Raw genomic sequence first — 15,083 nt, forward strand, 5'->3', positions numbered from 1 at the left:
GAATCTCTCGAAAAAAACAGTTAATTGCACCCAGCTAAATGAGTCTTTTCAGAAAAATTTTTGGTTTAAAAGCTGACAAATCAGACGATGAACTAAAATCCACAGACCGCGGCAGATATATGCCGGAAGTTAAGCTACCAATAGACGAAAGGTTTACTATAAACTTTAAAGCTAATGGCGGTAAATTTCTGTATTGTGAAAATTTATCTGAAGTTTTTCAAAATCTTGAAAACATAATACAAGAAAATGCTTGGGACTCAAAAAATGTACTGCTTTTAGATTCAAACTTAAAAGACAAGTTTAAAAATTCCGATTTAAAATCGACTCGAGTAATAAGTGAAGCCACATATTTTTTAACAACTTGTGAGAATCTTATTGCTAACGATGGTTCGCTACTTATATCATCTAACCAAATATTTGAGAAAAAACTTAACGAACTACCTTTAAACTTTGTGGTTTTTGGTACAACAAGCCAAATGGTAGAAAACATTGGCGAAGGTCTAAGAGGTATTAAATCTAAAAACCGCCAAAAAATACCAACGAATATTACTACAATTAAGCAGTTTAAAGCGCAAGATGATAAAGATTTTTTAAGTTATGGTAGCAGCGCAAAAAACCTATACCTTTTACTTTTAGAAGATCTATAAGCTTCATTGTTTATGATCAAAATCTTAATTGCACAAAAGAGAACTGTTATGTATATTACATGTGTCTTTATAAAAAACCATAATTAAAAGCACATGAAAGAAACCATTACCCGATCACTCTCAGGCCTGCTTTACGTTGTATTACTTATCACATGCTTATGGTTTGAGCAATCTATAACGGTACTTTTATTTGTTTTTGGCTTAATTAGCATGAATGAATTCTTGAAATTGATTCAGTTTAAAAGCAAAATTCCTTATTTCATATTCATTTTAATTTACGGCTTCATAGCTTATGTAAAACATTTTAAAGTTGAACATATAGCGGCCAATGAATTTATTAGGATCTTTATTGTACTTACTATTTTTGTTCTACTATTTTTAATTAGAGATTTATTTTCAAGAAAAACAATTCCGCTTTTTAGTTCTAAGCGCTATTTACTTACCACATTTTACATTACAAGTGGTTTTTCATTCTTATTTCTAATTGCCCATTACTTTAAAACCTACAATCCAAATATTTTATTAGGCTCTTTAATTCTAGTTTGGGTAAACGATACCTTCGCTTATTTAGTTGGCAAAAACTTTGGAAAACAGAAGCTTTTTGAAAAAATTTCACCTAAAAAAACCGTAGAAGGCTTTTTAGGCGGTCTATTTTTTGCGTGTATAGCAAGTTTTTTTATTGCTAGTTGCACAAATACATTAAACTCTACATACTGGCTTATTTTAAGCATAATAGTAAGCGTAACAGGTACTTTAGGCGATTTAATAGAATCTAAATTTAAGCGCCAAGCCCAAGTAAAAGACAGCGGAACTATAATGCCTGGCCATGGAGGTCTATTAGATCGATTAGATAGTATTATATTTGCAGCACCATTTATATATTTGTTTTTAAGAATTTTGCACTATGTTTCATAAAGAAGGAAATAAAATTATAGTTATCACGCTTGTTTTAGTCGTGGCCATGTTTTTATTAATTGATAGTTTTATAAACATATCATGGCTTAGAATTTTGCTAATGCTAACTGTATTGGCTTTTCTAATTATAATTCTACAATTTTTTAGAAACCCAAAACGCTTAACAGCTGCAAATAATAAAACTGTAGTATCTCCTGTAGATGGTAAAGTTGTAGTTATTGAAGAAGTTTTTGAAAAAGAATTCTTTAAAGAAAAACGTTTACAAGTTAGTGTATTTATGTCTCCAATAAATGTGCATGTTACGCGTTATCCTATTGCTGGAAATGTTATTTTTAGTAAATATCATCCTGGTAAATTTTTGGTTGCATGGCACCCTAAAGCTAGTGAAGAAAACGAACGTACAACAGTCGTTGTTGAAAACGAAACTTACGGTAAAGTTTTATACAGACAAATTGCTGGAGCATTAGCAAAACGTATTGTAAACTACGCAAAAGTAGACGATATAGCGACGCAAGGTGCTGACTCTGGTTTTATTAAATTTGGTTCAAGAGTTGATTTATTCTTACCTTTAGACACTAAAATCAAAGTAGAACTTAATCAAAAAGTTCGAGGTGGTGAAAGTATTATTGCAGAAGTTAATGATTAGTAAAGAATTAGAAATACAGTTTGAAGATGCCGTAAACCGGGTAAATGCGCATACAGAGCCATTTCCTGCAGATACGCTTTTAAAACTATACGCCTACTACAAAAAAGCTACAAACGACTATAGTCGCCCGAAAAGCAAGAAGCCTATTATCAACGCTTTTAAAACAAATGCTTTATTTCAAGTAAAGAATATTAGTGAAAGTGAAGCTATGGAAACTTATATTGAACTTGTAGATAATTACTTTTTATATCGCGAGTAGTATTATTAATACTTCGTTTTCCTTAAGAATACATCCTAATTAAACATTTTAAACTGAAGCAGCTTCATTTAGTAATAAATTGAAGAGCACTTCACTAATAAACTCATTTGCTAACACAGCTAAAATGAGTTTTTCCCCCTTTTAAAACTTCTTAAACCAACACTTCTTGAATACATTTTAAGCCGTAGCACTAAACACTTATATAAGTTATCACGTTTTCCGAAACAGACGCTTAAACTCATTATTTTATAAAACAAAAAAGGATATTTTGAATTAATCAAAATATCCTTTTTTATAATTTATAGTTTTAGTTCGTTTAAACCAAACTTGCTAAACTCGCTTTTAAAGTTTCAATTTTAGCTAAAGCATCAGCTTCTTTTTTCTTCTCAGAAGCAACAACTTGTTCTGGAGCACCGGCTACAAAACGTTCGTTAGAAAGCTTTTTCTGTACAGATTTAAGAAAACCTTCAGTATAACTTAACTCTTCAGTAAGTTTTTTGATTTCAGCTTCAACATCAATAGCGCCATCCATTGGAATAAAATACTCGTTAGATTTCACTCTAAACGTTAATGCGCCGTCAACTGGTTCTTTAACGTATTCTAAAATCTCTAAATTACCAAGTTTCGTAATAACCTCATCAAATGTAGCATCTGAATTTTCATTATTAATTACAGAAAAACCAATAGCATCTTTAAAAGCTATATTTTTTTCTTTTCTAATCGTTCTAATTCCAGAAATAACCTCCGAAGCAAACTCAAACTGAGCAATTAATTCATTATTAATTGGTTTAGCTTCTGGCCATTTTGCAACAATTAATGCATCTTCTGGAGCTCTTTCAGAAATATATTGCCAAATATCCTCCGTTAAGAAAGGCATAAATGGGTGTAATATTTTTAAATTATCTTCAAAAGCAGACATTACTTTATTATAAGTAACCGCATCAATAGGTTGTTGGTATGCTGGTTTTACAATCTCTAACAACCATCCGCAGAAATCATCGTAAATTAATTTATAAATAGCCATTAAAGCATCGCTTAAACGGTATTTACTAAAGTGATCTTCGATTTCTACTAAAGCTGCATGAAATTTAGCTTCGTACCATTCTAATGCAATTTTACTAGAATTTGGTTGCTCAATACTATCACTCACTTCCCAAAGGTTAGTTAAGTTAAAAGCATTCCAAATTTTATTTCCAAAACCTTTACCTTGTTGGCAAAGTGTTTCATCAAACATTAAATCGTTTCCGGCTGCTGAACTCAATAAAAGTCCAACACGAACTCCATCGGCACTGTATTGTTCAATAAGTTTTAAAGCATCAGGAGAGTTCCCTAAACTTTTACTCATTTTTCGGCGTTGCTTATCGCGAACTAAGCCGGTTAAGTATACGTTATTAAATGGTTTTTCATCTTTATACTCGTAACCAGCAATTATCATTCTAGCTACCCAAAAGAATAAAATATCTGGCCCCGTAACCAAATCGTTGGTTGGGTAATAATATTTTATATCCTCGTTTTCTGGATTTCTAATGCCATCGAAAACGGACATTGGCCATAACCAAGATGAAAACCAAGTATCTAATGCATCAGTATCTTGACGTAAATCTGCTGTTGTTAAAGTAGCATTACCTGTTACTTTTTGAGCTTTTTCTAGTGCAGATTCTATATTTTCTGCAACTACAAAATCTTCTTTTCCATCACCATAGAAATAGGCTGGAATTTGTTGTCCCCAAAGCAACTGACGAGAAATATTCCAATCACGAATATTTTCCATCCAGTGACGGTATGTATTTTCAAATTTCTTTGGAAATAGTTTAACCTCAGCATTTTCACCTAAAACAGCTTCAATCGCAGGTTTTACCAACTCTTCCATTTTAAGAAACCATTGATCGCTTAAACGTGGTTCTATTACGGCTTTTGTTCTTTCAGAAGTTCCAACTTTATTAATGTGCGTTTCTGTTTTTACTAAAACACCTAAAGCTTCCAGTTCTTTTGAAACCGATTTTCTTGCTACAAAACGATCTTGACCTTCAAATTGTAAACCAAAACTATTTAAAGAAGCATCTTCATTAAAGATATCAATAACTTCTAAATTATGCTTATCTCCTAAAACCTTATCATTTTCATCGTGTGCAGGCGTTACTTTTAAACAACCTGTACCAAATTCTAGATCTACATACTCATCTTCAATAATAGGAATGACTCTTCCGCAAATTGGAACGATTGCTTTTTTTCCACGTAAGTGAGTAAAACGCTCATCGTTAGGATTAATACAAATTGCTGAATCTCCGAAAATAGTTTCCGGTCTTGTAGTTGCAATGGTTAAAACATCTTCACTACCTTCAATTTTATAATTAATATAGTATAAATTTCCTTGACGCTCTTCATGAATAACCTCTTCATCAGACAACGTTGTTTTAGCCTCAGGATCCCAATTCACCATACGGTAACCACGATAGATAAGTCCTTTTTCATGTAAATCAATAAAAACTTTTATTACGGCTTCCGACATATCGTCGTCCATAGTAAATTTTGTTCTATCCCAATCGCAAGAACAACCCAGTTTTTTTAATTGCTCAAGAATTACTCCACCGTATTCGTGCGTCCATTCCCAAGCATGTTCTAAAAACTCTTCGCGTGTTAAATCGTTTTTATCAATCCCTTGTTCCTTTAATTTAGCAACTACTTTTGCTTCTGTAGCAATAGATGCATGGTCGGTTCCGGGAACCCAACACGCATTTTTACCCAATAAACGAGCACGACGTATTAATACATCTTGAATAGTATTGTTTAGCATATGCCCCATGTGCAAAACGCCAGTAACGTTTGGTGGCGGAATTACAATGGTGTAAGGTTCTCTGTGATCTGGTGTAGAATGAAAATAATTATTTTTCATCCAGTAGTCGTACCACTTACTTTCTACCTGACTTGCATCATATTTTGATGGAATTTGCATACTTTGGAATAGTTTTTGAATATTATATTGCAAAAGTACTTATATTTCTTTTTCTGTGAAAGCAATAAGCGGTATTGAAAAACATTTAAAACCAATACGCTTTTTCATTTTTAAATGAATTCGATAAAAAGGTGTCTGTACTTCGAAACAAGTTAAATATGTTAATAAACATGTAATACATCCATTATTTTTGCAGATGATGGAAAAAGTGAGTATGTTTGACTTGATTTTAAAATTATTAACAATAAATTTTCCTACAATTTAGGATAACAATTGTAACCTATAGAATATTAAATAACAAAATCATGAAACAAATTATTACAATTTTATTTATCGGACTAGTAAGTTTCTCGGTAAATGCACAGGCTAAAATAGAGTTTAAAACCGATACAATCGATTATGGTACTATCGAAAAAGGATCGAACGGTGTTCGTGAATTTGAGTTTACTAACACAGGAAACGAACCATTAATTGTATCTAAAGTATCATCTAGTTGTGGTTGTACTATTCCTAAAAAACCAGATGCTCCAATTATGCCAGGAAAAACAGGTGTTATTGAGGTGAAATATGACACGAACCGTGTTAACCCAATTAGAAAAACAATTACTGTAATATCTAATGCTGAAACTCCAACAGTAGCTTTAAAAATTAAAGGCTTAGTTGTAAACGAAGTTACAGATGGTGTTTTACAGAAAAAAGATAAAAATATTGTTGAACAATAGACGTTATCTACAATAATTTAGAAAAAGGCTTAAAATCTCAAGATTTTAAGCCCTTTTTATTTTAACATATCTACCAGTTTAAAACTATAAGTTAATACTTCTCCTCCCCTTTCAACTTTTAACTTTATGCTCTTATTATGATTGCCATAAAAAAGCTCCATTAAATCTTGTAAAAGTGCAAACTGATGCGCCGGTTTATTATTTACACTTAAAACGGTATCTCCTATTTTTAATCCTGCTCTATAAGCAGGTGAATCTATTCGTAACTCCAAAATAACATAAGCTGGTTTTAAGCGGAGTTTATAATTGGGGCTGTATACAATTTGGGTATTATCTTCAACCGTACTACTTTTATTCTTGGTTTTTGGTGAAACAAACCCTGTATCATCCTTTACCAGGCGCACGCCATTATGTGCTAATTCTATCCCACTTTTATTATACCGAAAAGACTCTTTAAAAAACCTGTTTTTTTTAAGCCTTACTTTTCCTTTTCTATAATTAAAAACAATATTAAAACGCTTTAAAATATCACCAGAAACACTACCATGTCGCTCTTTATGATCTAATGCATGTCCTATTGATGTGGTATCCGGAAATGCTACATTAGGGTTTTTAATTGTAAATTTATTTAAATGAAAGGCCTTAATCTTAGAGCGTTTACCATAAACACTTCCGCTTAATCCATGCCCTAAAAAATCTTGAAAAAATTTAGCATTGGAGTTAATACCAATGGCTTCATTTTCAAACAACCAAAGTGCATCGCTACCTCCAGAATCTATGAGCATTTTTACAGGAATATTCCTGTTATCAATATCAACCACACCATTTACATAAGGTTTATTTTTATAAAATTCTAAATTTAACTCCTCACAACCTTTACACGATTTACGACGGTAATCTTCTTGATTAGTAAGTTTTAAAAAGCGCTTGGTATAATTGATTTCAACAACCAAATCTTTAAACAAATCGTAGCCAATAATACCATGTATAGGCAGTCCGAGTTTATGACTAAAATTTAAACTAGAATCGAGAATAGCATATAAATCTTGATTGATATTAATGGCTTCTCCAATTCTAAAAATATTATTCTTGGACCGTAAAGCTTCAATAGCATCGCCTTCCCCTAAACCTCTTAGCATTATTTTTTGGGCATTTTTAATTTTTAAGGAATCGGAGATGTTCAAAAAATTAAAAACTATAGGCTTACTTACACCTGTATCAAGCAAAAAAGACAAGGAAACGCCGTTAATTTCAACAGGTATGATTATTAAGTTATTAACGAGCTTAAATTTCACTTTATCGACACCTTTCTTACTATTTACTATAAAATAGTCCTGTGAATAGCAAAAACTGCTACTCAAAACATATAAAATAATAACATAAAATGCCCTTTTCATATAGAATAAAAACTAATCTCTAACAATTTAGTAAACATTATCATAACTACAGTATTAAAGCCTTGTTTTAAAAAATATCTAGGATTATTTTTGCAACTTTGCAAGTAAACACATATATAATGCCAACAATATCTAAAAAAGGGCTATTGATGCCTGAGTCTCCAATTCGTAAGTTAGTTCCTTATGCAGAAGATGCTATTAAACAAGGGAAAACTATCTACCATTTAAACATTGGACAACCAGATATTAAAACTCCCCAAGTCGCTCTAGACGCTGTTAAAAACAATACTATAGAAATTCTTGAATATTCCAGATCGCAAGGTTCTGATACATATAGAGAAAAACTAGCTAATTACTACGCTAAACATGAAATTGATGTTACATTAGACGATATTGTAGTAACCACGGGAGCAAGTGAGGCTTTACAGTTTTTATTTAGTAGTGTTATGGATCCGGGCGACGAAGTTATTATCTCGGAGCCATTTTATGCTAACTATATTGCATTTTCTATTGCTACAGGCATTAAAGTGGTGCCAGCAGTATGTAATATTGATGATAATTTTGCATTACCAACTCTTTCTGCTTTCGAAAAATTAATTACGCCAAAAACAAAAGCTATTTTAATTTGCAACCCAGGAAACCCAACCGGTTACCTTTATTCTAAAGCAGAAATAAACAAACTTGCAAGCATTGCTATTGAACACGACTTATATTTAGTAGCCGACGAGGTTTACCGAGAATTTGTTTACGATGGCCATAAACACTACTCTATTTTACAAGAAAAAGGAGTCGATGAGCATGCTATCATAATAGACTCTGTTTCTAAAAGATACAGCATGTGCGGCGCACGTGTAGGCTGTTTAGTTTCTAAAAACAAAGCAGTGATGGAAACCGTTCTTAAATTTGCTCAGGCTAGGTTAAGTCCACCAACTTATGCACAAATAGCAAGTGAAGCGGCCTTAGAAACACCACAAAGTTATTTTGATGATGTTATTGAAGAATATGTTGAAAGAAGAAACACGCTAATTAGCGAATTACAAAAAATTGAAGGCCTTAAGGTTGCTAAACCAAAAGGTGCTTTTTATTGTATTGTGGAATTGCCAATAAAAGATTCCGATCATTTCGCTAAATGGTTATTAGAATCTTTCGACGTCGATGGAGAAACAGTTATGGTAGCTCCTGCCGCAGGTTTTTATTCAACTCCAGGTGTAGGCTCAAACCAAATCCGTATTGCTTACGTACTTAAAAAGGAAAGCTTAATAAAAGCTGTAAATATTTTAAAACAAGCTTTAGAAGTTTATAAAGATTAGTGCCAGTGCAAATACTTAACAACATATCCTTAAAACCCTACAATACGTTTGGTATTGATGCGGTTGCAAAACATTTTACGTCAGTATCATCTATTAGCGATTTAAAAACAGTTTTAACCTTAGAAAATCATCCAAACAAACTAATCCTTGGAGGAGGAAGCAATTTATTGCTCACCAAAGATTACGATGGTTTGGCACTTCATGTTAATTTAAAAGGAATTGAAATAATTTCTGAAGATGAAAACACCGCCATTGTAAAAGCTCAAGCTGGCGAAAACTGGCATGAATTTGTAATTTGGTGCTTAAAACATGATTTTGGAGGTTTAGAAAATCTATCGTTAATACCTGGAAATGTTGGCACCACGCCAATACAAAATATTGGTGCCTATGGTATTGAAATAAAAGACACCTTTGAATCTTGCGAAGCCATTAACCTTGAAAGTCTTCAATTTGAAAGTTTTACCAAGGAAGATTGTAATTTCGGTTATCGTAACTCCACCTTTAAACAAGAAAACAAAGGAAAATATATTATTACTAGTGTGTGCTTTAAGCTTTCTAAAAAAAACCACACACTCAACATCAATTATGGCACTATAGCCAATGAACTTGAAAATAATGGCATTACAAACCCAACTATTCAAGATATTTCTAAAGCCGTAATTGCTATACGCCAAAGTAAATTACCAGATCCAAAAGAAATTGGGAATAGTGGCAGTTTTTTTAAAAACCCTGTAATTTCTAAATTAGAATTTAACGAATTACTAAAAAACTTCCCGAATGCACCTAGTTATCCCATATCAGATAATGAAGTAAAAGTTCCTGCAGGTTGGCTTATTGAAAAAACAGGCTTTAAAGGAAAACAATTTGGTAATTATGGCGTTCATAAAAAGCAAGCTCTAGTTTTAGTAAATTATGGTGGAGCAAAAGGTTCGGATATTTTTAATCTCTCAAAACTCATTCAAAAAACGGTGAAAAGGCTTTTTGATATTTCAATTGAAGCTGAAGTAAACATCTTATAATTAAAAACAATCCTAACTTTGGTATATTTGCATATCATAAAACCAACTTTATATTGATTTCAGCTATAGAAAAAGACATAGTTTATTTATTAGAACGTGGTGATAAAAAAGCTATTACGCTATTGTATGAGAATTATGCAGACTCTCTATACGGCGTAATTCAGAAAATTATCAGCGATGAGGATACAGCGCAAGACGTTCTACAAGAAACTTTTGTTAAAATTTGGCGCTACGCTAAAAAGTATGATTCTAGCAAAGCCAAACTATTTACATGGCTGTATCGCATAGCATATAACACGGCTATAGATAAAGTAAGATCTCTAAAAAATAAAACAACCAAAGAAGTCCAGATAGAAACTTCAAGCGTATATAAAATAACTACGAACCAACTAAATGACGATGTTTTAGATATACAAAAACATTTAAGCACTTTAGAAGAAAAGTATCAAATAGTAATAAACGCCCTCTTTTTTGAAGGTATGACCCAGCAAGAAGCTAGCGAAGAACTGGACATTCCGCTAGGCACTATAAAATCGAGATTAAAAATTGGATTACGAGAATTGAAAAAAATTTATAATCCTTAAATTATTAACGTCATGAATGAAAAAATAACTAATTTTTTAAATTCTGGCCTATTAGAAAAATATCTAATTGGTGACACGACTTCTGTGGAAACAGAAAAAGTGGAATCTTTTATTTCAAAATACCCAGATGTACAGAATGCCTACAACAGTTTACAACATAATTTAGAAATTGTTGTAAAAACAAATGCTGTAGAAGCGCCTAAATTTATTTTAGATAATATTTTAGACGAACTAGATGAGAAACCGGTAGTGAAATTAAACGCAAAAAAGAAATATAAAGCATGGTACAAATACACAATTGCAGCTAGTCTTATAGCTTTTATTTTTGCAGGAACCTCTTACTCGTTTTACAACCAAAACCTAAAACTTTCTAAAGAAAATCAGGTAGTTGTAGACGAAATATTTGACTTAAGAAGCGATATTGAGAAAAACAATATGATGCTCGATAACGTAATGAGGCAACTTTTAAAACTTAACAATCCCGAAACCGAAAAGTATATCATTTCTGGTAACGAGCGTGCTAAAGATTTAAAAACAGTAGCCTATATTAACCCTAAAGAAAAAACATCGATGATTGATGTGGTATCTTTACCAGAGCTACCCGAAGAACAATGCTACCAAATATGGGCCGACTTGCAAGGAGAAATGGTGAGCCTGGGTATTTTAAACGAAACAGATCGTAAATTAATGAATTTACCTTATGCGGAAAACGCATTAGCTTTAAATATAACTATAGAACCGAAAGGTGGTAACACCGTAGCTTCTGTTGAAAACTCTGTTGCAGAAATCACTTTACATTAAGTACTTTTTTAGCAACACGTAAACTAAACTAAATTTAAAAGCCTCATTTATTTATAAATGAGGCTTTCTTGCTATTAATAAAACGTCTTATACAATTTTACACAAATTGCTAATCGGGCTTATTCTTTTTATTCTTTCTCGAACAATGCTCTATGTATTATTCCTGCAACAATAGCACCCGCAATTGGAGCTACCCAAAATAACCAAAGTTGCCCAGTAAATTCTGGTCCAGCAAATAAAGCTTGACTAGTAGATCTCGCGGGATTAACAGATGTATTTGTAATAGGAATGCTTATTAAATGAATTAAGGTTAAACCTAAACCAATAGCTATTGGAGCAAAACCTTTAGGAACTCTATAGTTTGTGCTCCCTAAAATAATTAAAAGAAAAAACATGGTTAATAGAAACTCGGTAACTAAAGCAGCTGTTACAGAATAACCGCCAGGCGATAAATCACCATAACCGTTAGCAGCAAAACCACCAATTGTTTCAAAATCTGCTTTATTACTTACTATTAAGTACAACGCACCAGCAGCAGTAACCGCTCCAATTAATTGAGATACCACATAGCCAATTAAATTCTTGGCTTCAAACTTTCCGCCAGCCCATAAACCTATAGACACTGCCGGATTAAAATGTCCGCCAGAAATATGCCCTACAGCATAAGCCATTGTTAACACGGTTAAACCAAAGGCCAAAGCAACACCAGCAAACCCAATTCCTAACTCAGGGAAAGCGGCTGCAAAAACGGCACTACCGCAACCTCCAAAAACAAGCCAAAATGTTCCAAAAAACTCCGCAAATAATTTATTCATAATTAATAATTTTTACTTGTTAGCAATACTTAACACACTGTGTGCTTTCATTTTAGACACTATTTTTTCCAATAGGTCACAATTCATCAATTATGAGTTCCTTTTTTAAAGGTTAAAATCATATCTTTGTAACCTATTATTTTTCAAGGTTGAAAGTGTCGTGTTTCTGTAATTTTATGAAACTAATTTCGACTTATTTAAAAATTAAAATCTCATTTTATTATGAAACTTTTACTTATAACTGTTGCATTGTTAGGACTTGGTATTGCTGGAATTGCCATTAAATTATGGGCAAAAAAAGACGGTAAATTTGCTGGAACATGTGCCAGTCAAAATCCAATGCTTAATAAAGACGGTGAAGCTTGTGGTTTTTGTGGAAAAACGCCAGATCAATATGCCGATTGTAGCGAACCTCAACATTCTTAAAATTTAATGGTTATACTTGATACGTTACTCTACGCATTTATTGCTGTAGTCTTTATTCAAGTGGTTTATTATCTTTTTATTTTTGGAAATTTTGCTTTTCTGAAAATAAAAAAACCATCTTCTAAAAAACTTCCGGTTTCTGTTATTGTTTGTGCGAAAAACGAAGCTGAAAATTTAAAAGCATTTATACCCTCAATAATCAATCAAGATTATCCTGAATTCGAAATTGTTTTAATTAACGATGGTTCTCATGATGACACCTTAAATGTTATTGAAGAGTTTGCAAAAACAAACGATAACATAAAAATTGTTAACGTTAAAAACATTGAAGCTTTTTGGGGCAATAAAAAATATGCTTTAACATTAGGTATAAAAGCCTCTAAACACGATTATCTATTATTTACTGACGCTGATTGCCAACCTGTTTCTAAATATTGGATAAAGGATATGAGTGCTCATTTCAGCAATAAAAAGTCTATTGTTTTGGGGTATGGTGGATATTCAAAAGTAAAATATTCATTTTTAAATAAACTTATCCGTTTTGAAACGGTAATGACGGCTGTTCAATATTTTTCTTTAGCGAAAATAGGCATGCCATATATGGGTGTTGGTCGAAATCTAGCCTACGCCAAAACAGAGTTTTTTAATGCTAACGGCTTTATTCAGCACATAAAAGTACGTTCGGGCGATGATGATTTGTTTATAAATCAAGTAGCAAATTCAAAAAACACAGCAATTAGCTTTTCTCCTAATAGTTTCACCTCTTCAATACCTAAATCGAGTTTTAAAGCTTGGTACAAACAGAAAAGGCGTCACGTTTCCACAGCGCAATTGTACAAACCTAAACACAAAATATTATTAGGCTTATTCTATCTTTCCAACGTTTTATTTTGGTTGCTTGCTATAGCACTTTTAAGCACGATGTACAACTGGCCTATTGCTCTTGGCTTATTTTTACTTCGAATAATTATTCAATATATAGTTATCGGCTTTTCATCGAAAAAACTTAAAGAAACCGATGTTTTACTTCTACTTCCTTTACTAGAAGTTACGCTTATTATTTCTCAATTCGCTATATTTATAAACAACTTAATCTCAAAACCTAATTTTTGGAAATAAACGAAGCCATAAAACGAGCAAAGTCTAACGACCAAAAAGCCTTTAATTTCTTATTAAATTTATACTGGGATGATGTTTATGGTTTTCAATTAAAACGCATTCAAAATGAAAATGATGCTGAAGATGTTACAATCCAAACCTTTTCTCGGGCTTTTGATAAAATTGAAACTTTCGATGAGAAATACACCTTCAAAACTTGGTTGATTACCATTTCTAAAAATTTGCATATTGATTTACTTCGGAAGGAAAAAAACTCCATCACACAAGTTATTACTAATACCGATAAAAAAGCATTTCAAGTTTTAGACGAGTCGCCTTCGCCGGAAGATATTTTAATTACCGAGCAGCATCTAGCCAAGCTACTGCGCGACATAAAAAAACTAAAACCCCATTATCAAGAAATAATAAACCTACGCTATTTTCAAGAGCTTAGCTATAAAGAAATCTCAAAACAATTAAACGAACCTATGAATAATGTAAAAGTTAAACTTTTACGTGCAAAAAAACTACTTGCAGAAATTATTCAAGATAAGTAAACAAGGGTACTTTTTATAGAATACTTTGTATCTTTGCTTTCTACATTTTAAAGATATGAATAGCGAAACAATTTCAAATATACTCCCAGAACGTCAAGCTAAACCAAAATGGCTTCGTGTAAAGCTTCCAACCGGAAAAAAATACACAGAATTACGTGGTTTAGTAGATAAATATAGTCTAAACACTATTTGCACCTCGGGAAGTTGCCCGAATATGGGCGAATGTTGGGGAGAAGGTACTGCTACGTTTATGATTTTAGGTAATGTTTGCACGCGTTCTTGCGGCTTTTGCGGTGTTAAAACCGGGCGTCCAGAAACTGTAGATTGGGATGAACCTGAAAAAGTATCACGTTCTATCAAGATCATGAAGATTAAACATGCCGTTTTAACGAGTGTTGATCGTGATGACTTAAAAGACATGGGAAGCATTATGTGGAGCGAAACCGTAAAGGCCGTTCGTAGAATGAATCCTGAAACAACCTTAGAAACTTTAATACCAGATTTTCAAGGTATAGAGCAACATATTGATAGAATTATTGATGTAGCTCCAGAAGTTGTATCGCACAATATAGAAACAGTGAGACGCTTAACCCGCGAAGTACGTATACAAGCTAAATACGACCGTAGTATGGGGGTTTTAAAATATTTAAAACAACAAGGACAACGTAGAACAAAATCTGGTATTATGCTTGGTTTGGGGGAAACTCGCGAAGAAGTTATTGAAACTCTTCACGACCTTAAAGCGAATGATGTTGATGTGGTTACTATTGGGCAATATTTACAACCAAGTAAAAAACACCTACCTGTAAAACAGTTTATAAACCCAGATCAATTTAAAGAATACGAAGAAATTGGACTAGAATTAGGTTTCCGTCATGTTGAAAGTAGCGCACTTGTAAGATCTTCTTACAAAGCTCAAAAACATATCAACTAA

Annotated in this window: 16 protein-coding genes; 13 read left to right on the top strand and 3 right to left on the bottom strand. The window is 32.6% G+C overall.

Features of this window, described 5'->3' with window-relative positions; all coding sequences use genetic code 11:
- Window positions 1-38: 38 nt before the first annotated feature.
- The 4 genes from DFQ06_RS18400 (at window position 39) to DFQ06_RS18415 (ending at window position 2,467) form a co-directional block, all read left to right on the top strand.
- On the top strand, window positions 39-647 hold the full coding sequence (locus DFQ06_RS18400) for an LUD domain-containing protein (RefSeq protein WP_042499780.1): 609 nt from the start codon (window positions 39-41) through the stop codon (window positions 645-647).
- Window positions 648-740: 93 nt separating this feature from the next.
- Window positions 741-1,562, top strand: coding sequence for a phosphatidate cytidylyltransferase (locus DFQ06_RS18405; RefSeq protein WP_133969302.1), 822 nt, complete (start codon window positions 741-743; stop codon window positions 1,560-1,562).
- Complete coding sequence (locus tag DFQ06_RS18410; protein WP_042499785.1) at window positions 1,552-2,208, top strand: phosphatidylserine decarboxylase family protein; 657 nt, start codon at window positions 1,552-1,554, stop codon at window positions 2,206-2,208. The genes DFQ06_RS18405 and DFQ06_RS18410 overlap by 11 nt, the downstream gene beginning before the upstream one ends.
- On the top strand, window positions 2,201-2,467 hold the full coding sequence (locus DFQ06_RS18415; RefSeq protein WP_042499786.1) for an acyl-CoA-binding protein: 267 nt from the start codon (window positions 2,201-2,203) through the stop codon (window positions 2,465-2,467). The genes DFQ06_RS18410 and DFQ06_RS18415 overlap by 8 nt, the downstream gene beginning before the upstream one ends.
- Window positions 2,468-2,783: 316 nt before the next feature.
- Here the strand turns inward: DFQ06_RS18415 and DFQ06_RS18420 are convergent, their stop codons facing one another.
- Window positions 2,784-5,420, bottom strand: coding sequence for a valine--tRNA ligase (locus DFQ06_RS18420; RefSeq protein WP_133969304.1), 2,637 nt, complete (start codon window positions 5,418-5,420; stop codon window positions 2,784-2,786).
- A gap of 305 nt (window positions 5,421-5,725) precedes the next feature.
- Here DFQ06_RS18420 and DFQ06_RS18425 point away from each other — a divergent pair, with 305 nt between their 5' ends.
- Window positions 5,726-6,142: a DUF1573 domain-containing protein gene (locus DFQ06_RS18425; RefSeq protein ID WP_042499789.1), complete on the top strand. Its 417-nt coding sequence runs from the start codon at window positions 5,726-5,728 to the stop codon at window positions 6,140-6,142.
- A gap of 56 nt (window positions 6,143-6,198) precedes the next feature.
- On the opposite strand, the gene DFQ06_RS18430 is transcribed toward DFQ06_RS18425, so the two are convergent.
- Window positions 6,199-7,539 (bottom strand): aspartyl protease family protein, encoded by a 1,341-nt coding sequence (locus DFQ06_RS18430; RefSeq protein WP_133969306.1) that lies wholly within the window; start codon window positions 7,537-7,539, stop codon window positions 6,199-6,201.
- 119 nt (window positions 7,540-7,658) lie between these two features.
- Between DFQ06_RS18430 and DFQ06_RS18435 the strand changes: the two genes are divergently transcribed.
- From DFQ06_RS18435 to DFQ06_RS18450, 4 genes are read left to right on the top strand one after another with little or no spacing between them, the layout of a single operon-like run.
- Window positions 7,659-8,849 carry a pyridoxal phosphate-dependent aminotransferase gene (locus DFQ06_RS18435; RefSeq protein ID WP_042505719.1) on the top strand — a complete coding sequence of 397 codons (1,191 nt, stop codon included), beginning with the start codon at window positions 7,659-7,661 and terminating at the stop codon, window positions 8,847-8,849.
- 5 nt (window positions 8,850-8,854) lie between these two features.
- Window positions 8,855-9,868: a UDP-N-acetylmuramate dehydrogenase gene (gene murB / locus DFQ06_RS18440; protein ID WP_042499886.1), complete on the top strand. Its 1,014-nt coding sequence runs from the start codon at window positions 8,855-8,857 to the stop codon at window positions 9,866-9,868.
- 53 nt (window positions 9,869-9,921) lie between these two features.
- Window positions 9,922-10,452, top strand: coding sequence for an RNA polymerase sigma factor (locus DFQ06_RS18445; RefSeq protein WP_042499790.1), 531 nt, complete (start codon window positions 9,922-9,924; stop codon window positions 10,450-10,452).
- 12 nt (window positions 10,453-10,464) lie between these two features.
- On the top strand, window positions 10,465-11,253 hold the full coding sequence (locus DFQ06_RS18450) for an anti-sigma factor (RefSeq protein ID WP_042499793.1): 789 nt from the start codon (window positions 10,465-10,467) through the stop codon (window positions 11,251-11,253).
- A gap of 128 nt (window positions 11,254-11,381) precedes the next feature.
- On the opposite strand, the gene aqpZ is transcribed toward DFQ06_RS18450, so the two are convergent.
- Window positions 11,382-12,068, bottom strand: coding sequence for an aquaporin Z (gene aqpZ, locus DFQ06_RS18455; protein WP_042499795.1), 687 nt, complete (start codon window positions 12,066-12,068; stop codon window positions 11,382-11,384).
- Window positions 12,069-12,290: 222 nt separating this feature from the next.
- Here aqpZ and DFQ06_RS18460 point away from each other — a divergent pair, with 222 nt between their 5' ends.
- Genes DFQ06_RS18460 through lipA form a run of 4 tightly spaced genes read left to right on the top strand, consistent with a single transcriptional unit; the run spans window position 12,291 to window position 15,083 of the window.
- Entirely contained in the window at window positions 12,291-12,494 is a 204-nt protein-coding gene (locus DFQ06_RS18460; protein WP_042499798.1) for a membrane or secreted protein, read from the top strand.
- Between the two features lie 6 nt (window positions 12,495-12,500).
- On the top strand, window positions 12,501-13,613 hold the full coding sequence (locus DFQ06_RS18465) for a glycosyltransferase (RefSeq protein ID WP_162857690.1): 1,113 nt from the start codon (window positions 12,501-12,503) through the stop codon (window positions 13,611-13,613).
- Window positions 13,604-14,149: an RNA polymerase sigma factor gene (locus tag DFQ06_RS18470; RefSeq protein ID WP_042505718.1), complete on the top strand. Its 546-nt coding sequence runs from the start codon at window positions 13,604-13,606 to the stop codon at window positions 14,147-14,149. The genes DFQ06_RS18465 and DFQ06_RS18470 overlap by 10 nt, the downstream gene beginning before the upstream one ends.
- A gap of 55 nt (window positions 14,150-14,204) precedes the next feature.
- The gene (gene lipA / locus DFQ06_RS18475; protein ID WP_042505717.1) at window positions 14,205-15,083 is read left to right on the top strand and encodes a lipoyl synthase; all 879 of its coding nucleotides are present in this window, start codon (window positions 14,205-14,207) and stop codon (window positions 15,081-15,083) included.

The organism is Algibacter lectus (assembly GCF_004368925.1).
GTDB classification, from domain to species: Bacteria; Bacteroidota; Bacteroidia; order Flavobacteriales; family Flavobacteriaceae; genus Algibacter; species Algibacter lectus.